We start from the raw sequence: 18,851 nt of genomic DNA on the forward strand, positions 1-18,851 counted from the left end.
AGAACTTCCCGATGCTGACTTAAATCAATAACTACCTTGGTGATCGTTTATTTATATTGAAGTCATTACCTTTCTTATATTGGATTGATATAGTATTTATTCTTTATTAATCAATAAATTATTGTATATGCAAAATAAGGTGTAGATATTATGTGTCTGAGAAAATTAGGTTCTTTCATTCTTCTTTTGTCTCTTATATTACCTTTCTCATCACAAGCCCAGACTGATTCCTGGTTACAACAGCACGTCGTTATTTCTCATCCGCAATTACTGCAGATGTTAGACCGAGCGACAAGCACCAGTGCGCGGCTTTCAATAGAAAATCAAACTGGAAAACCCTTGTTCATTAACCATGCTGAGTGTGAAGGGTTTGAAAAAGTAATGATTCACAAAACATCATTTAAGAATGGTGTACAGAAAATGGAAGAAATACCTCAGCTCATGATTGCTGATGGCAAGCGTCAAAGGTTAACCGCAAATGGCATTCATTTGATGTTCATGCAACCTAAGCGTACCTTTAATATAGGTGAATTTTTGAAGATGGTGGTTCAGACAAATCAGGGAACATTTTTTGTTCTGTTAGAAGTTGTTCCACATAAGATTCGGTAAATTTTAGTAATTGGAATAGCGGTGCCATAATGAGTACATGAGTTGAATTGAATCATGGGGATAAGCATCAATGAATAAGCGTGTTGGCTTATACTGGTTTACGAATGACCTACGACTGAATGACAACCAATTATTAAGGTTAGCTGCACAGCAAGTTGATGAATTGCTATGTTTTTATTGCCTACCCAAAATTTCACCGTTTACTCACCGATATGCGCAAGAATATAGCTTTGGCAAAGCTAAGCAGCAATTTATCATCGAATCCTTATGGGAGCTGGGTGCAGAGCTGGAAAAATTTGGTCAAAAGCTGATTATTGCCACGCCTGAACATGCTTATATCGAGTTACTCAGCATAATCAAGAGGTTTGGTGTTACCTCTTTATACTGCGAACATTTTAGTGGTAGTGACGAACAAAAGATTGTTGGACAGTTACAGCATCAATTATCCGATCTAGAAGTATTTCAACAAGGAAATTCAACGCTATTCGATGAAGAACAATTACCCTTTTCAATAGAGAATCTGCCGACTTCTTTCACCCAATTTCGTAAGTTGGTGGAAGCCAATATAAAGCCCAACAAACCCTATGAATGGCATGGACGCTTGCCACCTTATCCTAAGCATTCGCCAGAGAGTGTTGCTCTTGTTTATCCCTCAACTCTCTCGTCTTCTTATCGTGGCGGTTTATTATCCGGAGAGGAACATTGTGCTCAATACTTTTCGACACGGTACCCAAGCTATTACAAAGAGACGAGAAATGCTTTAGATGGGCAGTATGAAACGACAAAATTTTCACTTTGGTTGGCTCATGGTTGCCTATCGCCCAAAATAATTTATCAGCATCTACAGATGTATGAGTCTAAGTATGGCGCAAACGAGTCTACGTACTGGATTTACTTTGAATTGTTGTGGCGTGAATATTTCTATTGGTATGCAAAACGATATGAAAAAGCCCTGTTCAGTTTTACCGGTATTACTCAAGACAAGCCGCTTACCAGTTTTTATGGTCAGCGATTTTTAGCCTGGAAACATGGCCAAACCCCATTTCCAATTGTCAATGCTTGTATGAATCAATTGAAGGCGACAGGATTTATATCCAATCGGGGACGACAATTAGTGGCGAGTTGTTTGGTTAACGAACTTCAGCTCGATTGGCGTTATGGCGCAGCATACTTTGAAACACAGTTAATTGACTATGACGTCGCTTCGAATTGGGGTAATTGGCAATATTTGGCCGGAGTCGGGGCTGACCCAAGAGGAAGTCGCCAGTTTAATCTGCAAAAACAAACCGAACTGTACGACCCTGAAAATAAATTTATCCAACAGTGGCAAGGGGATAATGGACTGTCAACGATGGATGATGTTGATATGGTCGACTGGCCAGTCGTATAGTTTTGTGGAGACATACGATGAATGTTTTAGTTATCGGAGCAAGTGGTGGAATTGGTTCGGCAATCGTTGATGTCCTTCTCCAGCGATACCCCGAAGCAACTATTTATGCAACCTACCATCAGCACCCACCAGCAGATCAGAAGCATGAGCGGGTTCATTGGTTTCTGCTTGATGTAACAAATGCTGAAGAAATAGAAATACTCAGTCAGCAGTTTGATACTCTGGACTGGCTAATCAACTGTGTTGGCATGTTGCACTCTAGTATGGGGCCGGAAAAGAGTCTTCAGGCGGTAGATGCCTATTTTTTCCAACATAACATTGCGGTTAATACGCTGCCCACCTTACTGCTTGCAAAGTATTTCACACCAATACTCAAGCTCAGTTCTCAACCTAAATTTGCCGTTTTGTCTGCGAGAGTGGGGAGTATCACCGATAATCAATTAGGTGGTTGGTATAGCTATAGAGCGTCAAAAGCAGCGCTCAATATGATCATTAAAACGATGTCTATTGAATGGCGACGTTCTGTTAAGAAAGGGACGGTACTCGCACTTCATCCCGGAACTACGGATACTGAGTTATCCAAACCATTTCAGCATAATGTTCCTGAAGGAAAACTATTTCCAACCGGAAAAGTCGCAAAAATGCTAATTGATATCATTGAGCGGAGTACTGATATCCAAAGTGGGGCTTTTATGAGCTATGATGGCCAGATACTTGAGTGGTAGAGTAATATGCTGTAACTAGCCTATCCCTCATCATTACCTCACTAACTTGTTTGCGCCCCTATGTTCAAATACTTGCCGATAACTGCCTTATTATTTCCCTGTTTTGCCTTCGCAACTTCATTCGATGGCTGTTATGCCCATCAGGAAGCTATAACGGATGTTGTTTCCGGTTCTCATGAAAAGAAAATCAGCTATGTAAAAATCTCTCGTAATGAATCGGATTATTTAGTTAGAGGCGTGTTATGGGGTGGTAACTTTCACATTTGTTATATTCAGTCTACTGAAGAAGGCACGGATAATCCTTTATCGATGTCCCGCGTCGGGGACAGCCTTATTTATACCGAGTCGGATCCTGAGTACGATATTTACTGTAAGTTAGAAATGAAGCTTAAAGGTGATGTACTACACATTGAAGATGCTAATTTTGACTGTAATCGAATTTTTTCATGTGGAGCAAGAGTCGGTCTGAATAATACAGACTTAAAGAAATCGCCGGGCATGTGCTCAGAGTCGCCAGATATTTCAGAAGATTAAACACAGTGAGTATTTGATGAATCATAGCGAATTTAACTTTTATTGCAGTTCACTACCATCTGTGACTCACGTAGTGCAATGGGGGAACTCCGAAGTATGGAAAGTCGGAGGCAAAGTATTTGCCATTGGGACAAAAAGTAAACAAGGTGATGATGCCTATACGTTTAAGGTATCTGAACGTAATTTTCATTTTCTGCGAGAGTCTGAGGGATATATACCCGCTCCATACTTTGCGAGTAGGGGAATGCTGTGGATTCAAATGATTGAGAGCGTTACACCAAGAGATGAAGAACTGAAATATTATCTGTCTGAATCCTATCGATTGGTTGTAGCTGGTCTAAGTAAAAAAGCACGTGAAACGTTAGGCCTCACTATTTCGACTGAATAAGGATGACTATGGAGATAAGTATCCAACTAGCAAAATTATCGGATATTGATGATGTTATGATGTTACAAGCTAAATATCATGTTGATTCAATTAACGAGAACGATAGAAAGGATGGCTTTGTTACGACTCTCTTTAGTCGAGAGCAGCTTTCTGAGTTGATTGTACGAGAAAATGGCTTGGTCATTGCTAAAGCTGGAAAAAATGTTGTGGCTTATATCATGGTGGCGTCTTGGCAATACTGGTCAGCTTGGCCATTATTCGCACATATGATCAATGATCTATCTCGTTTACATTATCAAGGATATGACTTAGATACCGCCAATTCTTTTCAATATGGACCGATATGTATTGATAAGTCAGTTCGAGGGGAAGGGGTGTTAGAAAATATCTTTGCATTTACGAAAGCTCATATGTCGCATCGCTATCCAGTATTAGTTACATTTATTAATCAAAATAATCGTCGCTCCTACGAGGCTCACAAGAGAAAATTGAAACTCGACGTGATCAACGAATTCCACTTCAATGATAACCACTATTTTGAGTTAGCGTGTTTGACCCGCCAAGACTGATATCATTTGCTAAATATCGTTACTGCCTGCTCTTAGTATTTTGTGGCTGATGAAATGAGATTATAATTAGGGCGACGAGTTTGGTTATGCTAAACTCGCCGCCCTTTACCATTTCTGAGAGATACCATCATGAGCCTCAAGCAAGAATTGCAAAACTTACATAATCGCCTTCAAACCTGTCAGCGTAAATTAGATGCAGCGAAGAGTCGTGACGATCAGGAAATGGTCATTAAGTTTACAGAGGAAATGGAAAAGCTGACTAAAAAAGCAAACTCGATTAAGCATAAGCAGCAATACGACATGAATAAAGAACGTAAGAGTTTGTTAAATATGCCATTTTCACGAGAGATTACCAAGGCAGAACAGGCTGACCTAGGCAAGCTAAAAAAATCGGTGAAGGGATTAGTTGTGGTTCATCCAATGACAAAATTGGGTAAAGAACTGCGCCTTGATGTTATGACTGGCTTTGCACCTAAACCATTCTAAATCGTATAGCTAGATTTCCATATTCAGAAGCGCCTAAGGGCGCTTTTGTTGCTTTTGCGTGGTACTAAGCTGGATGCATTCAGGGGTTCCATTCAATGGTGGAATATCATACTCTGCAATTGACGAAATCAATAAACCTAGGAACGCTGCGCTATGACGAGCAAAAATAAAACATCAATTCTAGTCGTCTGCATGGGGAATATATGCCGCTCTCCTACAGGAGAAGCGATACTGAAAGCCAAAGCCGCTGAGCTTGGAAAAGATGTTTATATCGATTCAGCAGGCACTATTGCTTATCATCAGGGTAACCCCCCGGATTCTCGAGCCCGAGCTGCGGGAGAAAAACGTGGCTACAGTTTTTCTGGTATGCAAGCTAGGCAGGTAACGGAACAGGACTTTATCGATTTCGATATGATACTAGCGGCGGATAGAGATAATTTACGTGATTTACAATCACGGTGCCCATCTGAATATCAACATAAGCTTTCTATGTTTTTAAGTCACGGTCATTCGGATTATAAAGAAATTCCAGACCCTTACTATGGTGGCGAGAACGGCTTCGAGTTGGTCCTGGATTTAATTGAGGACGCAGCGGAATCGATTTTGACCAAGGTATAAAAAAGCTCGCCGTAAGGCGAGCTTAGTCATTTTAGAATGAGCGGCTGTATTGCAGACCCATCAGCACAGCATCTGCGTGTGTTGTTGCGGTGAGACTAGAAAGAGTACTTGTCTCAGAAACATGTACATCTTTACCTACCAAGTAAGTGAAACCAAAGTCTACCGTTGATTTTTCTGTTAGCTGATAAGTAAATCCGGTCGAAAACCACTGACGATCTGAGTCTGGTACAGATATCGAAGTAATGGAATCTTGGGCACTAGTGTCATACATATACCCAGCGCGAAGCGTCCATTTATTATTCAGGTAGTAGGTACCACCCACGGAATAATGCCAACCATCTTGCCATTGGTAGGTTTTCAACGTACCACTCGTATCCGCGTTTAGAACATCGAATTCAGACCAGTTAATCCACTGAATACTGTAATGCACAGCGAAGCTTTGGTTAAGACGATGGTAGCCCGAAAACTCTGCTATATCCGGTAGTGGCATGACCAAAGTATCTGAAATGGCACCGTTTGCTCCAGTATAACCAATATAGCTGATATCTCCGTCTGCTTTCAGATCTGGACTGTAGTGATAATCAAGACCAAAACGGTTATTTTCATCGAGTTCATAAACAGCACCAAGGTTATAACCTAGTGCCCAACCATCAGCGTCAGCATTTAGCGCTTCATCTTGTCCACTGAAAGCAGCCGCTGCCAGAGTAGATTGCGCGTTGCGTGATAACTTACCTTTACCGTAAATAAAATCAATTCCAGCACCGATACTCCACTGTTCATCAATACGATATGATCCAGTCAGACCAAAATTCATACTGGCGACATCGGTATTTCCTCCGTACTCATATCCTTTGTAATCGTCTGCGAAAGACGTTTTGGTACCAAAGTTTGAATAGGCACTCACGCCCCAGGCAAACTGTTCATTGACTGGAACAACCAGATAAAAGTTAGGAACAATTGATGTGTCGCCTGCATCATCGTAAGAGGCATCAGTTGATACGCCTGCAACGTTTTGATAGGTGGCGTTTTTTACGTCGATTAATGTTGTGATCGTTTCGAAACCTAACGACATTGATACATCATCAAATAGCGCCATCGCAGCAGCATTACGAGCAATGACTGATGCGTTATCCGCAATAACTCCATCACCTGCGAATGCACGACCGAGTCCAGTTGCCGACTGAGCATTTACCTGGAAACCTGCTGCCAAAGCATTCTGAGCTGTGATCGATAGTGCCACAGCCAGCAGTGAGCGGCGAAATAAAGGTGAAGAGTTCATTGCGTGAGTTCCTATCTAAAAATGGCGAGCAAGATCGCCTAAAATCATTATTTTTGTTTATATTTGAGTAAATACTCAATTGGGCGGCTGATACTATTCTTTTACGCTTCGATTACAAATCCGACCATTGACCAGTTGGTGAAGAAAGTTTGTAAAGTGATAGGTTGGTATGTTTTTTTACGGGGATAAGGATGTGTATTGAAATGCCGTTCTATATAGAGTTAACGTATAAAATACAGGGCGATTAGTGCACAAAAATCAATATTATGTAAGTTAAATTCTCTCTTAAAAATGAAAACATAAGTTGATATTGTGTTGAATTCCAAGGCTTATAAAGGTTTGAAAGAAACTTTTTTTCCGGAATCGAACGAAATAGAAATAAAATTGATCTATTTCAATATCCATAAACTCAAAGGACGTATATTGGTCCTTGTCATCTGGTTAGTCGTGAGACTGACATGTTGAGCAAGATGACACTTCCTTTTGAAGGCTGACTTTACTTTCTCCTAATCAGGAAACTGATTTTCAATTGGCGTAAGTTAATTGCTTTATAAAATTTTTCCAACCACACACCTTTGTGTGGTTTTTTTTTGCCTTAAAATCCACGTTAACTCTCACTTTAACACTCATCTTTATCTGCTGACTGGAATGGCCCTTTGTTTTTACTAAGCTTTTTGTAAACAGGGTAACGGTGTGGCCAAACAATGAAAAATCAACAGGTCGTGGATTATCAAGGTTCAAGGGTAGCAATTATTGATGGTGTGAGAACCCCCTTTGCTAGGCAGTCTTCAGAATTGAAGGCGCTGTCTGCCATCGATCTTGGTGCTCATGCGGTAAAGACACTGCTCAATCGTTATGATGTGAAAGAGAATGAAGTTGATCAAATTGTATTTGGTCAGGTCATACCCAAAGCGGATGCGCCTAATATTGCCCGAGAGATTGCTTTGATCTGTGGAATGGGGGATCGCGTTGATGCGTTTAGTGTCAGTCGGGCCTGTGCTACCAGTCAACAAGCATTAATCTGTGCGGTACAAAATATTTGTAGTGGCTCGATAGAATCTGCCATCGTAGGTGGTGCTGATTCTGCGTCAAATCTACCTTTTACCTGGTCGGCTGAAATGGGGCTTATGGCATTATCCCTTTTTAGGGCAAAGACACTACCGCAGAAACTGCAGATTTTACGAAACCTTAAGTTAAGCCATCTCATTCCATCTCCTCCGCCAGTCGCAGAGTTCTCGACTGGATTATCGATGGGTCAGACAGCCGAGCAGATGGCAAAAACATTCGCCATCAGTCGTCTTGCTCAGGATGAATATGCGCATCGCTCTCATATTTTAGCGAGTAATGCATGGCAAGATTCTCTGTTATGTAAGCAAGTCGAACCAATTCATCCCCACCCACATCAATTTCACCTGACAGAGGATAACGTTCTGCGCCATAGTTCTCAGTTGTCAGATTATGCGAAGTTGCGTCCGGTATTTGACCGTCACGCTGGAACAGTAACCGCGGGAAATAGTAGTGCGTTAACAGACGGCGGCGCAGCTTTATTTGTGGTTAGAGAAGACACTGCGAAAGCCATGAATCTGCCAGTGCTTGGGTATATTCGTGCTTATGATTTTTGCGCAATAAGTGTGAAAAAAAATATGTTGCTTGGTCCGGCATACTCGATTCCAAGGGTATTGGAAAAAGCGGGTATGAGTATTAAAGATATCGAACTCATGGAAATGCATGAAGCATTTGCGGCTCAAGTGTTGGCAAATCTGGCGTGTCTTTCAAGTGATCTATTTGCTCAACAGCAACTTGGCCGATCACAAGCCGTGGGGGATATTGACCCTACACTGATGAATATACAGGGCGGATCACTTGCCTACGGGCATCCTTTTGCTGCAACAGGGGCAAGGATGATTACCCAATTACTGTATCAGCTTAAACGTAGTGGTAAAGGTATCGGTCTTGTTGCATCTTGTGCTGCTGGTGGTATTGGTTCATCAATAATACTGGAGTCAGAATAATGAGTAAGCATCGTAATTACCAACTCACGATAGATGAGTTAGAGATTGCTTGGTTGAAAATTGACATTGAGAACCAGTCAGTTAACACACTCAACAAATCATTTGCAGATGATATGTCCGAAGTTTTAGAGCAGTTAGATCTTCATTGCCATGAATTAAAGGGCTTGGTTATCTATTCGGGTAAAACGAACTGTTTTATCGCTGGCGCCGATATTGAAATGATTGATAGTTGTGATTCTGCGGAACAGGCTGACTTACTGGCTTCGGGCGCTCAGGCCATTTTTGAGCGTTTAGAAAAAATGCCTTTTACCACGATTGCCGCAATTGATGGAGTATGTTTGGGTGGCGGCTTAGAATTCGCTTTGGCTTGTGATTATCGTATTGGTACCACTGAACCTAAAACAATGCTGGGTTTACCTGAAGTTAAGCTAGGATTATTACCCGGAGCTGGGGGGACTCAACGACTACCTAGGTTAATCGGTTTAATTCCCTCAATAGATCTTATCCTGACTGGGAAGCAGATAACCGCAAAAAAAGCGTTGAAATTGGGTCTAATCGATCTAATAGTTGATAAAGATTCGCTTATCAATACCTGTCAACACGTTATAGTTTCTGAAATCCGCTTTACAAAACGTATCTCATTTATCGCCAAACTCAATACTCATTTATCTAATAATGTTTGGGTTCGTAAATTCATCATTCGTCAAGCCAGGCGAAAAGCTCAAAACAAAGCACACTATAATTATCCGGCAATAGATAAAATTCTCGATTGCATTCTTTTTGGTCTAGAAAATGGATTTGAGAAAGGCATTCGCAATGAAGCGGAAGCGTTTGGTGAATTAGCGATGACGCCGGTTTCTGAAAGTTTAAGACGGTTATTTTTTCTGACTACTGCGGCTAAAAAACGGTATCGACTCGAACAGGATGCTCAAGAGATTAAACAGGTCTCGGTTATTGGTGGCGGTCTCATGGGGGCTGGAATTAGCTTTGTGACCCTGGCGGTAGCGAAGCTCCCTATTCACATTAAAGATCTTGAGCATGCCGCAATATCAAAATCGATAAAATACTCAGCAGAGCGACTGGAGCGCAAAATTCGCTCAGGAAAAATGACGCGCTTTGAGCAGAAAAAGACACTGCTTAATCTAACGGGTAGTACAGATTACGTTCGGGTAGGGAAGAGCAACATTATTGTCGAAGCTGTTTTTGAAGATATGGACTTAAAACAACAGATAGTCAGAGACTGTGAAGAGGTGTGTTCATCTGAAACGGTTTTAGCGTCTAATACCTCATCCATTCCCATCAGCAAAATAGCGGAAATGGCGATACATCCTGAGAGAATCATTGGTATTCACTACTTCAGCCCAGTGGAAAAAATGCCCTTGGTCGAAGTGATTCCTCACGAAAATACCAATCCGGCCACGATTGCTACAGCGCTCGCATTAGCGTATCAACAAGGGAAAACTCCGATTAAGGTTAAAGATAGTGCCGGCTTCTACGTTAATCGTATTCTCGTACCTTATATTCAGGGTGCATTTCGTTGTCTCAAAGCGGGTGAACCTATAGATGTGATTGATAATGCACTGGAAGATTTTGGTTTTCCTGTGGGTCCATTTGCGTTACTTGATGAAGTTGGGTTTGATGTGGCAGGTAAAATCCCGCCTATTTTACAGGCGGCATTGGGGGACCGTTTTGCATCCGACGGAATATTTGAGGCAGTACTAGAGGATGGTCGCAAAGGTCGAAAATCGGGTCTAGGATTTTATCGTTATGGTCAGACAAAAAGGGTCGATAATAAGATCTATAAACTTTTAAGTATCGATATTAGTCCGCAGATGAAGGCGCAAGAAATTGTACTTAGCTGCTTATTACCGATGCTCAATGAAGCTACTCGTTGTTTAAAAGACGGAGTGATTGAAACAGCAGAAGATGGCGACCTCGGTGCCGTATTAGGTATTGGTTTTCCCCCATTTTTGGGAGGCCCTTTTTATTTTATGAATACAAGAGGGATAGCCTCAATAGTAGAAAAAATGCAGTTACACTCGAAGAAGTTTGGGCCATTTTACGAGCCCGATACCGAGTTAGTGTCAATGAAAATGAAAGGAGAGTCATTCTATTAGATCTTGCTTTGAGAACTCGGTATCGAATAGTGTATGCTTGTTGATTATTCCGTTTTCAATAATAAGGACAAAGACATGGAAGCGTTAGATTTACTTCTGAACCGACGTTCAATGGCAAGATTAGAAGCGCCTGCTCCTGATGGGACAGCATTGGAAAACATTCTTCGAGCAGGAATGAGAGCGCCTGATCACGGAAATCTGACTCCCTGGGAATTTGTTATTGCTGAGGGTAAAGGTTTGGAAAAGTTGTCATCGATACTGACTAAAGCCGTAGAGTCAGAGAATGGTGACGAAGCCACGCTAACAAAAGTTAAAAATGCACCATTTAGAGCGCCAATGGTGATTACGGTTATTGCTCGTGTTACCCCTCACGAAAAAGTACCGGCATTAGAGCAAGTCTTGTCTGCCGGGTGTGCGGTGCAGGCGATGCAAATGGCTGCAGTAGCCCAAGGTTATCAGGGTATTTGGCGTTCAGGTAAATGGATGTTCCATTCTGTTGTCAGAGAAGCATTCAATGTGTATGGCGATGATGAAATTGTTGGTTTTCTTTACCTGGGTAAACCCGGTATCAAGCCGATGAAAGCGCCAGAACGAGCCATGTCTGAGTTCGTTAAATATATCTGATGAGTAACGTTATCGACGCGTGTTGTGCTAATGCACAACACCATCGGTGGTTAATGAATGTTATATGAAATGACAAAGTCGATGAATAAGCGTACTTTTTCTGGAAGGTGATCTTTGTGATTGTAAAGCATATAAATTTCTCTGGCGTTGGCACTCCAGTCACCCAAAATTCTAACCAATGAGCCATTTTCCAGATATTCTTTGATCATGACATCTGGCATTAATGTTATGCCTAGGCCCTCTGAACATGCCATCCTGACGACATCTAGGGTATTCGCCTGAAATCGACCTTTATCCGTGTTAATAATGGTCTCGCCCTTACTATTCTTCAGCTGCCATTTCATCAATGGGTAGCCTTTAAGTAATGAATGTTCGTGAAGCTCCTCGGCATGACTCGGCGCTGGTTTTTTGACCAGATAATCCGGGCTGGCAACCAAAATATCTTTTACTTGATTGATTTTGCGAGCGATGAGTGAAGAGTCTCTTTGCGGACCCACTCTAAAAATGACATCCCATTCAGTCGGATCAAGCTGATCCGCCATGTTATTTGTTGTTAGCTCCAGATTGATGTCCGGATACTGTTTCATAAATTCATTAAACATTGGCATCATCATTCTTTTGGTAAGATTTGATGGTGCATTAATACGTATTTTGCCTGATGCGCCACGACAATCATCACTTATCTCTTCAGCGGTGATGGAAAGCTGTTGCAATAATGGAGAACATTCTTTGAAGAACATTTCTCCCGCTTCTGTTAACGAAAGCTTGCGAGCATGACGATTGAGAAGGCGCAGGTTAAGTGAATCTTCTAACGCTTGAATACGTCGAGTAATGGTTGCAACAGGAATCATCGTTTTGCGCGACGTTGCTGTGTAACTACCGTTCTCGACAACTAAGCGAAATAGATTGAGATCGTCTAATTTCATGTCCACTGATACATCTTTATTGAGGTTTAATTACTGTATACGTAAGTGAATTGTCAAATTTTGAGTCACATCAACATGTTTGCTGAAAACTCATTTTTCAATCTTAAAACAAAACAAGATAAATGTTTTCATTTATTCTCGATTATTTGTACAAATACCCAACTGGTTCTACTTTTAATATAGCGGTTTTAAAAATATCAATAATCTATACTGCTACGGACAAATTTTTTGAAAACTTGTGCTCTGTATTTGGCATTTAGTGAGGCTGTAATATGTTGAAACCTAGTCACATAGCTAGTGAGGCTGCGGTTAAGGCGGAAGTGCTGGCTGGTAAAACGATTTTAATTGTTGATGACGATCCTATCTTTAGACGTATCACCGGAGGTTTTTTAAGTGCGCAGGGCTGTGAAATTTGCGAGGCTGAAAATGGATTAGAAGGGCTGCGAAAGCTTAAATCCGAAAGCCCGGACTTGGTTCTGTGTGATTTGGCCATGCCAATTTTAAATGGTGTGGAATTCGTTGAAGAAGTAAGTATGGCTTATCCATCACTTCCTCTTATTGTAGTGTCTGCAACAGAGCAGATGTCTGAGGTTGCGAAAGCGTTAAAGTACGGAATTAAAGATTTCCTGCCCAAACCAATCAATAATTTTGTGCATCTGTCCGATGCTATCGTCAATACACTTGAAGATAGTGATAATCATATCGCGGACCAACGAGATTTCTCGAGTCAATGGTTCAGGGTTGATGATGGGGGGGATTTAGCAGAAGAGCAGGAGCTTCATTGGCATCTGCAATATTTGCAATCGAACCCTAGTGCCGCCAGAGATTTATTAAATGCGTTGATGCCTGATAACGATTCGTCGCAAGGTGTGTGGCATTGTAATTATCGCCTTTTGCAACCTGCAGAGGCGATGCCGATTGTCTTTGACTATGTGTGGTCGATTAATGGTCAGTATGCATTCTATGTAGTCGACTCAGAAGAGGAAGAAAATACCGTTGCGACGACGTTGATGGTTAGGGCTCTTTTCCACGACTACATGCGTAATTTAAAAACGTATAGCGCTGATCTGAAAGACTTAGCAGAAATTTTAGAGAAAGGACTACAGTGCTCTGAGTATACGACTAAAGCATCCGTTTTGATTGGATTGGCGGACCTTACCTACGGGCAGCTATCGATCATGCCTGCTGGTTTGGACTGTAATTGGTCGAATGGTAGTCAATCATTGCGTATTGAGGGTGGGCGGAATCTTGGTGATAATTGCATGAAAAACTTCATGACAAAAGATCTCCCGATGAAAAGTAAAACACAACTCGCGATTAATCGGATTGGGAGTAGCTCATTTGTCTTAGAACTCTCTCGCCGTGATACACATTAATCGGAAATAGAAGCACCAGTGGGTTAATTTTTATTGACACACTGCGTGTTTCTAACGTGTTATATTGTTTAACACTAAACGTAGAACGCGGGCTGTTTCAATTGTTGAGAGTTTTACTTATACTCACAGGGATGCTTTCCATCGCATTAGGAATTCTGGGAATATTTCTCCCCCTTTTGCCTACCACGCCGTTTCTTCTTTTAGCTAGTGCTTGCTTTGTGAAAAGTAGCCCTAGGTTCCATCATTGGTTAATTTCTCATCCAACTTTTGGTCCGATTATCGATAACTGGCAGCAGAACCGTTCAGTAAGTTCTAAAGTTAAGCGCCGCGGTGCGATTGTTATGCTGATCAGTTTTTGTTGGTCCATATGGGTTGTGCCTATATTCTGGGTGAAAATTGCACTATTTATCGGTATGTTGATTGGGTTAACCTTTTTTCTTCGACTCAAGGTGAATGACTAGGTTGATCAAAGAGCAAAAAATCAATAGCATTACGCCGAAGTGTGCCCACTGATTTTAGTGGGCGTTTGTGTTTTTAGCAGAACGTAAAGTTTATTGTTTCTGCTTAAGGTGCTCTGATGTGCGAAGCACTATACTGAAACACCTTGTTAAAGAAAGTTATGACGTTATGACAACTGAAACAATCTCAAAAATTAAAGCCAGTATCAAAAGTATTGCTGACTATCCAAAACCAGGCATCATCTTCAGAGACGTAACCAGTCTTTTAGAGGATGCGGAAGCGTACCGTTCAACAATTCAGCTTTTAGTTGAAAAGTACAAGGACCTAGGTTTTACCAAAGTCGTTGGTACAGAAGCTCGTGGCTTTTTGTTTGGTGCACCGTTAGCCATTGAACTGGGTATTGGTTTTGTTCCCGTTCGTAAGCCTGGCAAGTTACCAAGACCGACGGTTGCGGAGTCTTACGAACTTGAATACGGCCAAGATACGTTAGAAATCCACGTTGATGCGATTGAGAAGGGCGATAAAGTACTTGTGGTCGATGATCTGCTTGCGACTGGCGGTACGATTGAAGCAACTACAAAACTAATCCGTCGTTTAGGTGGCGAGGTGACTCACGCTGCATTCGTGATTAATTTGCCAGAGATTGGTGGTGGAGATCGCCTGAAAGCGCTTGGTTTGGATGTTTACAGTATCTGTGACTTTGAAGGACATTAATCCAGACACCAGGGATCATTGATGAGTTATCTAGCACTTGCAAGAAAATGGCGTCCAACAACTTTCTCTGAAGTTGTTGGTCAGTCACATGTGTTAACGGCATTAGAAAATGCATTAGACCAGAATCGTCTGCATCACGCGTACCTTTTTAGCGGTACTCGTGGTGTTGGTAAAACGACAATCGGTAGATTGTTGGCAAAAGGGCTAAACTGTGAGACTGGCATTACGTCCCATCCATGTGGACAATGTCAAACTTGCCGAGAGATCGATCAAGGCAGATTTGTTGATTTATTAGAAATTGACGCCGCTTCCCGAACTAAAGTTGAAGACACTCGCGAACTGCTAGATAACGTTCAATATAAACCTGCGCGTGGACGATTTAAGGTGTACTTAATTGACGAAGTCCATATGCTCTCTCGTCATAGTTTTAATGCCCTGTTAAAAACACTCGAAGAACCGCCGGAATACGTGAAGTTTCTTCTTGCGACAACCGATCCACAAAAGCTTCCTGTTACGATTCTTTCTAGATGTCTTCAGTTTCATTTGAAGCCGATCAGCGTCGAAAATATAGAGCAGCAATTAGCACATATATTTGATGAAGAGTCGGTATCGTTTGAACCTCGTGCCGTGAGCTTGTTAGCGCATGCCGCTGATGGCAGTATGCGAGATGCATTAAGCTTGTCCGATCAGGCGATAGCCCTTGGAAATGGTCAGGTCAATATTGAGCAGGTATCCCATATGCTGGGAACCATCGATAATGATCAAGCTTTGCACATTCTCAATGCAATCAGTCACAATGATCCGCAAGTCATTATGGATCAAGTCGAATCATTGGCGTTAAATGGTGTTGATTGGGACTCACTACTCAAGTCGTTGTGTGAACAACTGCATCGGTTAGCGATGTATCAGGTTTTACCTGCATCTGTTGATAAATCTTCTCCGGATGGAGAGAAAATCCGTCTGCTTGCTCAGGCTATATCGCCTGAAGAGGTCCAGTTATATTACCAAATCGCGCTTAAAGGACGACAAGATATCCCACTGTCACCAACACCAAGAATTGGTTTGGAGATGGTACTTTTGCGGATGGTTGCCTTTAGACCCGTACCAGCCTCACCCTTGCGCTCGATAGAGAAGCCATCCTCTATTCATCCGTCTGATTCACACATTGAACAGAGCGCAAGTCGTGTAGCTAAACCTGAGCAACAGAGAAAACCCGAAACCAGTCGTCCGAGCGAGAGTACGCAGACTCATTCTATTCCTGTGTACGATACACAGAGAACTCCAGTGCAACAGGTCGAAGCTCAGAATCGACCTACTGTTACTGAGCCGCCACAGACTCCAGCCATGGTGGATCCAGAGTCGAAACCTGCAACAGCTCATTCATCAATCAGTGGTTTAAGACATCAGTTACGCTCACAGCGCAACAGTAATTCGTCTGAAGGGAATTCCTCGGGAAAAAAGCCTAAAGCGGCATCGCAAGAGGAGTCGGTATTTGATCGACTTGCCAATATAGCGACTCAACATAATGTTGATATGCCGCGCCCTTCGGTCCCTCAAACTGAAGCCAATGATGATATTTCATCCGATGAAGCATATCGTTGGATGCCAATGTTCGAGGATGAAATTTCTGAAAAAGAGATCAATCAGCCACTATCGCCATCAGAGTTAAAACAGGCGGTAGAGCATGAAAAAACGCCCGAAATGGCAGCTAAGTTGATTGAAGAAGTGAATGCGAAAGATGAATGGTCCAGACTGATTCAAAGTATGCAAATTCCTAAGCTAGTGGAACAGTTAGCACTTAACTCTGCCTATCAAAAACAGGGAAACTCAGTGAATCTCACACTACGAGCTAATCAGCAGCACCTTAATACAGAAAAAGCATATGGTGAGCTACAACAAGCAATTTCTCAAGCCATCGGTGAGTCGTGTCAACTGAATATCTCTATAGGGGACATTGGGCAGACGCCTCTTGAACTGAGAGAGCTTTGTTATCAGGAACATCTGCATCAGGCATATCAAAGTCTGCAGCAAGATAAAATAGTTCAATTTATTGAAAAGCGGTTCGGCGCGGAATTAGATAAAGACACCATCAGACCGATCTAAATCTCAATTATTGAGAAGGTCGATTTGATAGAGCAGGGTTGAATTTTACGATATAACCCCCACAATTATTACATCAGTCAAATAGTACTAGAGAGACACACATGTTTGGTAAAGGCGGTATGGGCAACTTAATGAAGCAAGCCCAGCAAATGCAAGAGCGTATGCAAAAGCTTCAGGAAGAAATAGCGAATATGGAAGTGACTGGCGAGTCTGGTGCTGGTTTAGTTAAAATCACTATCACGGGTAGTCACAGTGTCCGTCGTGTTGAAATCGATGAAAGTTTGATGGAAGACGATAAAGAAATGCTAGAAGACTTGATTGCTGCTGCGTTCAACGATGCGGCTCGCCGTGTTGAAGAAACCCAGAAAGAAAAGATGTCTTCAGTGACTGGCGGTATGCAGTTACCACCAGGTATGAAAATGCCATTCTAAATTTAGAGAAGGTATTCAATGCGAACCAGTCAAATGCTGGAGCAATTGATGGAGGCCTTACGTTGTCTGCCTGGGGTTGGCCCCAAGTCGGCTCAGCGTATGGCCTTTCATTTGTTACAGCGTGATAGAAAAGGCGGCTTACAGCTCGCGGATGCGCTATCAAAAGCGATGACTGAAATTGGTCATTGCCAAGAGTGCCGAACTTTTACTGAGGAAGACGTTTGTCATATCTGCAAAAATCCCAAGCGTCAGGAAAACGGTCAGCTTTGTGTGGTCGAAAGCCCTGCGGATATTGCGGCCGTTGAATCAACAGGTCAGTATGCAGGACGATACTTCGTTCTAATGGGGCATTTGTCACCGCTAGACGGAATTGGTCCGAGCGATATAGGCCTTGACCTACTCGATTATCGTTTGCAGCGTGGGGATATTCAGGAAGTGATTCTTGCAACGAACCCGACTGTAGAAGGTGAGGCTACGGCTCATTACATTGCTGAGTTATGCAAGGAACATAAAGTTCCAGCAAGTCGAATTGCTCATGGTGTGCCAGTTGGTGGTGAGCTAGAGTTTGTGGATGGTACCACGTTATCACATTCAATTCTTGGTAGACAAAAGCTGTATTAATTCAACGTTGTTGGCTGCTTAGGTGGCTGACTACGTAAGACTTTCCAACATGATAAGGTTGTCCAGAGCCTGCTGGTTTGTGGCACCACAAACATCATCACATGCTTTAAATTCATGACACACTTTGGGCCTTTCGGGCTTACCAAATAATTTACATAGATTGTCGTCGTTTAGCTGAATGCAACGCTCTCCTGCAGGCTTGCCATTGGGCATTCCAGGGATAGGGGATGAAATACTGGGCGCTATGCAGCATGCTCCGCAGCCTAGTCGGCAATTCATGATTTTCTCGCTACAATGATCTGAGGGCGGCGAGTCTAGCAAAATTGTAGAGAAAGATGAACGGTTAATGTTTAAGCTTGAACTTTTTTCATCAGATCGGTATAACACGCCCCTCGAACTCCCCAAAACTAATAGAGCGATGTCGATGAATACACCATTTTGGCAACAAAAAAAACTGGAAGAGATGTCCGAGGATGAATGGGAATCTCTCTGCGACGGCTGTGGAAAGTGCTGTCTGCATAAGTTAATGGATGAAGACACCGACGAAGTTTACTACACCAACGTAGCTTGTAGCTGGCTGAATAGCGATACATGTTCCTGCAAGGATTATTCTAATCGTTTTCAGTCCGGTGAAGAATGCTTAAAATTAACCAGAGACAAAATTAGTGAGTTTAACTGGTTGCCGGACACCTGCGCATATCGCCTTCTTGCTCAGGACCAGCCTTTACCACAGTGGCATCCGTTAATCACTGGGTCGAAATCAGCGATGCATAAGGCTGGAGAGAGCGTAAGGAACCGCGTCGTCTATGAAATCGAAGTGATCGATTGGGAAGACCACATCATCAATCATCCCAATTCTCGCTAACTTGT

21 protein-coding genes are annotated in these 18,851 nt (G+C 42.3%); 18 read left to right on the forward strand and 3 right to left on the reverse strand.

The genetic code is table 11. The features are described 5' to 3' along the window. Nucleotides 1–150: 150 nt before the first annotated feature. From EES38_RS07760 to EES38_RS07795, 8 genes are all read left to right on the forward strand, one after another. Nucleotides 151–609 (forward strand): copper chaperone PCu(A)C, encoded by a 459-nt coding sequence (locus EES38_RS07760; RefSeq protein WP_124936619.1) that lies wholly within the window; start codon nucleotides 151–153, stop codon nucleotides 607–609. Nucleotides 610–679: 70 nt separating this feature from the next. Then, nucleotides 680–1,999, forward strand: coding sequence for a DASH family cryptochrome (locus tag EES38_RS07765; RefSeq protein ID WP_124936620.1), 1,320 nt, complete (start codon nucleotides 680–682; stop codon nucleotides 1,997–1,999). 17 nt (nucleotides 2,000–2,016) lie between these two features. Next, a complete protein-coding gene (locus EES38_RS07770) occupies nucleotides 2,017–2,724 on the forward strand; it encodes an SDR family oxidoreductase (RefSeq protein WP_124936621.1) in 708 nt (235 codons plus the stop codon). A gap of 60 nt (nucleotides 2,725–2,784) precedes the next feature. Further along, on the forward strand, nucleotides 2,785–3,258 hold the full coding sequence (locus EES38_RS07775; RefSeq protein WP_124936622.1) for a hypothetical protein: 474 nt from the start codon (nucleotides 2,785–2,787) through the stop codon (nucleotides 3,256–3,258). 16 nt (nucleotides 3,259–3,274) lie between these two features. Then, a complete protein-coding gene (locus tag EES38_RS07780; RefSeq protein ID WP_124936623.1) occupies nucleotides 3,275–3,646 on the forward strand; it encodes an MmcQ/YjbR family DNA-binding protein in 372 nt (123 codons plus the stop codon). An 8-nt stretch (nucleotides 3,647–3,654) separates the two neighbouring features. Then, complete coding sequence (locus tag EES38_RS07785; protein ID WP_208020417.1) at nucleotides 3,655–4,215, forward strand: hypothetical protein; 561 nt, start codon at nucleotides 3,655–3,657, stop codon at nucleotides 4,213–4,215. Between the two features lie 129 nt (nucleotides 4,216–4,344). Beyond that, nucleotides 4,345–4,701 carry a YibL family ribosome-associated protein gene (locus EES38_RS07790; protein ID WP_124936624.1) on the forward strand — a complete coding sequence of 119 codons (357 nt, stop codon included), beginning with the start codon at nucleotides 4,345–4,347 and terminating at the stop codon, nucleotides 4,699–4,701. A 153-nt stretch (nucleotides 4,702–4,854) separates the two neighbouring features. Continuing rightward, a complete protein-coding gene (locus EES38_RS07795) occupies nucleotides 4,855–5,319 on the forward strand; it encodes a low molecular weight protein-tyrosine-phosphatase (RefSeq protein ID WP_124936625.1) in 465 nt (154 codons plus the stop codon). A 31-nt stretch (nucleotides 5,320–5,350) separates the two neighbouring features. Here the strand turns inward: EES38_RS07795 and EES38_RS07800 are convergent, their stop codons facing one another. Then, entirely contained in the window at nucleotides 5,351–6,598 is a 1,248-nt protein-coding gene (locus EES38_RS07800; protein WP_124936626.1) for an outer membrane protein transport protein, read from the reverse strand. Between the two features lie 704 nt (nucleotides 6,599–7,302). Between EES38_RS07800 and fadI the strand changes: the two genes are divergently transcribed. From fadI to EES38_RS07815, 3 genes are all read left to right on the forward strand, one after another. Continuing rightward, entirely contained in the window at nucleotides 7,303–8,610 is a 1,308-nt protein-coding gene (gene fadI, locus EES38_RS07805; RefSeq protein WP_124936627.1) for an acetyl-CoA C-acyltransferase FadI, read from the forward strand. After that, nucleotides 8,610–10,727, forward strand: coding sequence for a fatty acid oxidation complex subunit alpha FadJ (fadJ, locus tag EES38_RS07810; protein WP_124936628.1), 2,118 nt, complete (start codon nucleotides 8,610–8,612; stop codon nucleotides 10,725–10,727). The genes fadI and fadJ overlap by 1 nt, the downstream gene beginning before the upstream one ends. A gap of 75 nt (nucleotides 10,728–10,802) precedes the next feature. Continuing rightward, nucleotides 10,803–11,351 carry an NAD(P)H nitroreductase gene (locus EES38_RS07815; RefSeq protein WP_124936629.1) on the forward strand — a complete coding sequence of 183 codons (549 nt, stop codon included), beginning with the start codon at nucleotides 10,803–10,805 and terminating at the stop codon, nucleotides 11,349–11,351. A 50-nt stretch (nucleotides 11,352–11,401) separates the two neighbouring features. Here the strand turns inward: EES38_RS07815 and EES38_RS07820 are convergent, their stop codons facing one another. After that, nucleotides 11,402–12,277: a LysR family transcriptional regulator gene (locus EES38_RS07820; RefSeq protein ID WP_124937179.1), complete on the reverse strand. Its 876-nt coding sequence runs from the start codon at nucleotides 12,275–12,277 to the stop codon at nucleotides 11,402–11,404. Nucleotides 12,278–12,549: 272 nt separating this feature from the next. On the opposite strand from EES38_RS07820, the gene EES38_RS07825 reads away from it, so the two are divergent. The 6 genes from EES38_RS07825 to recR all read left to right on the forward strand — a co-directional run bounded on the left by EES38_RS07825 (nucleotide 12,550) and on the right by recR (nucleotide 17,981). Continuing rightward, entirely contained in the window at nucleotides 12,550–13,653 is a 1,104-nt protein-coding gene (locus EES38_RS07825) for a response regulator (protein ID WP_124936630.1), read from the forward strand. Nucleotides 13,654–13,745: 92 nt separating this feature from the next. After that, the gene (locus EES38_RS07830) at nucleotides 13,746–14,114 is read left to right on the forward strand and encodes a YbaN family protein (protein ID WP_279432213.1); all 369 of its coding nucleotides are present in this window, start codon (nucleotides 13,746–13,748) and stop codon (nucleotides 14,112–14,114) included. Nucleotides 14,115–14,280: 166 nt separating this feature from the next. Further along, entirely contained in the window at nucleotides 14,281–14,826 is a 546-nt protein-coding gene (gene apt, locus EES38_RS07835; protein ID WP_124937181.1) for an adenine phosphoribosyltransferase, read from the forward strand. Nucleotides 14,827–14,847: 21 nt separating this feature from the next. After that, entirely contained in the window at nucleotides 14,848–16,929 is a 2,082-nt protein-coding gene (gene dnaX / locus EES38_RS07840) for a DNA polymerase III subunit gamma/tau (RefSeq protein ID WP_124936631.1), read from the forward strand. 101 nt (nucleotides 16,930–17,030) lie between these two features. After that, nucleotides 17,031–17,360, forward strand: coding sequence for a YbaB/EbfC family nucleoid-associated protein (locus EES38_RS07845; protein ID WP_124936632.1), 330 nt, complete (start codon nucleotides 17,031–17,033; stop codon nucleotides 17,358–17,360). Nucleotides 17,361–17,378: 18 nt separating this feature from the next. Beyond that, nucleotides 17,379–17,981: a recombination mediator RecR gene (gene recR / locus EES38_RS07850; protein WP_124936633.1), complete on the forward strand. Its 603-nt coding sequence runs from the start codon at nucleotides 17,379–17,381 to the stop codon at nucleotides 17,979–17,981. Nucleotides 17,982–18,011: 30 nt separating this feature from the next. Here recR and EES38_RS07855 read toward each other — a convergent pair whose 3' ends face one another. Continuing rightward, on the reverse strand, nucleotides 18,012–18,260 hold the full coding sequence (locus tag EES38_RS07855; protein ID WP_124936634.1) for a YkgJ family cysteine cluster protein: 249 nt from the start codon (nucleotides 18,258–18,260) through the stop codon (nucleotides 18,012–18,014). Nucleotides 18,261–18,405: 145 nt separating this feature from the next. On the opposite strand from EES38_RS07855, the gene EES38_RS07860 reads away from it, so the two are divergent. Continuing rightward, on the forward strand, nucleotides 18,406–18,846 hold the full coding sequence (locus tag EES38_RS07860) for a YcgN family cysteine cluster protein (RefSeq protein WP_124937182.1): 441 nt from the start codon (nucleotides 18,406–18,408) through the stop codon (nucleotides 18,844–18,846). Nucleotides 18,847–18,851: the final 5 nt, after the last annotated feature.

Source organism: Vibrio viridaestus (genome assembly GCF_003856525.1).
GTDB lineage: Bacteria > Pseudomonadota > Gammaproteobacteria > Enterobacterales > Vibrionaceae > Vibrio > Vibrio viridaestus.

What these genes read in the sequence shown, in the direction of transcription:
- EES38_RS07760 (WP_124936619.1), top strand. Translation starts at nt 151, where the DNA reads ATGTGTCTGAGAAAATTAGGTTCTTTCATTCTTCTTTTGTCTCTTATA.
- EES38_RS07765 (WP_124936620.1), top strand. Translation starts at nt 680, where the DNA reads ATGAATAAGCGTGTTGGCTTATACTGGTTTACGAATGACCTACGACTG.
- EES38_RS07770 (WP_124936621.1), top strand. Translation starts at nt 2,017, where the DNA reads ATGAATGTTTTAGTTATCGGAGCAAGTGGTGGAATTGGTTCGGCAATC.
- EES38_RS07775 (WP_124936622.1), top strand. Translation starts at nt 2,785, where the DNA reads ATGTTCAAATACTTGCCGATAACTGCCTTATTATTTCCCTGTTTTGCC.
- EES38_RS07780 (WP_124936623.1), top strand. Translation starts at nt 3,275, where the DNA reads ATGAATCATAGCGAATTTAACTTTTATTGCAGTTCACTACCATCTGTG.
- EES38_RS07785 (WP_208020417.1), top strand. Translation starts at nt 3,655, where the DNA reads ATGGAGATAAGTATCCAACTAGCAAAATTATCGGATATTGATGATGTT.
- EES38_RS07790 (WP_124936624.1), top strand. Translation starts at nt 4,345, where the DNA reads ATGAGCCTCAAGCAAGAATTGCAAAACTTACATAATCGCCTTCAAACC.
- EES38_RS07795 (WP_124936625.1), top strand. Translation starts at nt 4,855, where the DNA reads ATGACGAGCAAAAATAAAACATCAATTCTAGTCGTCTGCATGGGGAAT.
- EES38_RS07800 (WP_124936626.1), bottom strand. Translation starts at nt 6,598, where the DNA reads ATGAACTCTTCACCTTTATTTCGCCGCTCACTGCTGGCTGTGGCACTA.
- fadI (WP_124936627.1), top strand. Translation starts at nt 7,303, where the DNA reads ATGAAAAATCAACAGGTCGTGGATTATCAAGGTTCAAGGGTAGCAATT.
- fadJ (WP_124936628.1), top strand. Translation starts at nt 8,610, where the DNA reads ATGAGTAAGCATCGTAATTACCAACTCACGATAGATGAGTTAGAGATT.
- EES38_RS07815 (WP_124936629.1), top strand. Translation starts at nt 10,803, where the DNA reads ATGGAAGCGTTAGATTTACTTCTGAACCGACGTTCAATGGCAAGATTA.
- EES38_RS07820 (WP_124937179.1), bottom strand. Translation starts at nt 12,277, where the DNA reads ATGAAATTAGACGATCTCAATCTATTTCGCTTAGTTGTCGAGAACGGT.
- EES38_RS07825 (WP_124936630.1), top strand. Translation starts at nt 12,550, where the DNA reads ATGTTGAAACCTAGTCACATAGCTAGTGAGGCTGCGGTTAAGGCGGAA.
- apt (WP_124937181.1), top strand. Translation starts at nt 14,281, where the DNA reads ATGACAACTGAAACAATCTCAAAAATTAAAGCCAGTATCAAAAGTATT.
- dnaX (WP_124936631.1), top strand. Translation starts at nt 14,848, where the DNA reads ATGAGTTATCTAGCACTTGCAAGAAAATGGCGTCCAACAACTTTCTCT.
- EES38_RS07845 (WP_124936632.1), top strand. Translation starts at nt 17,031, where the DNA reads ATGTTTGGTAAAGGCGGTATGGGCAACTTAATGAAGCAAGCCCAGCAA.
- recR (WP_124936633.1), top strand. Translation starts at nt 17,379, where the DNA reads ATGCGAACCAGTCAAATGCTGGAGCAATTGATGGAGGCCTTACGTTGT.
- EES38_RS07855 (WP_124936634.1), bottom strand. Translation starts at nt 18,260, where the DNA reads ATGAATTGCCGACTAGGCTGCGGAGCATGCTGCATAGCGCCCAGTATT.
- EES38_RS07860 (WP_124937182.1), top strand. Translation starts at nt 18,406, where the DNA reads ATGAATACACCATTTTGGCAACAAAAAAAACTGGAAGAGATGTCCGAG.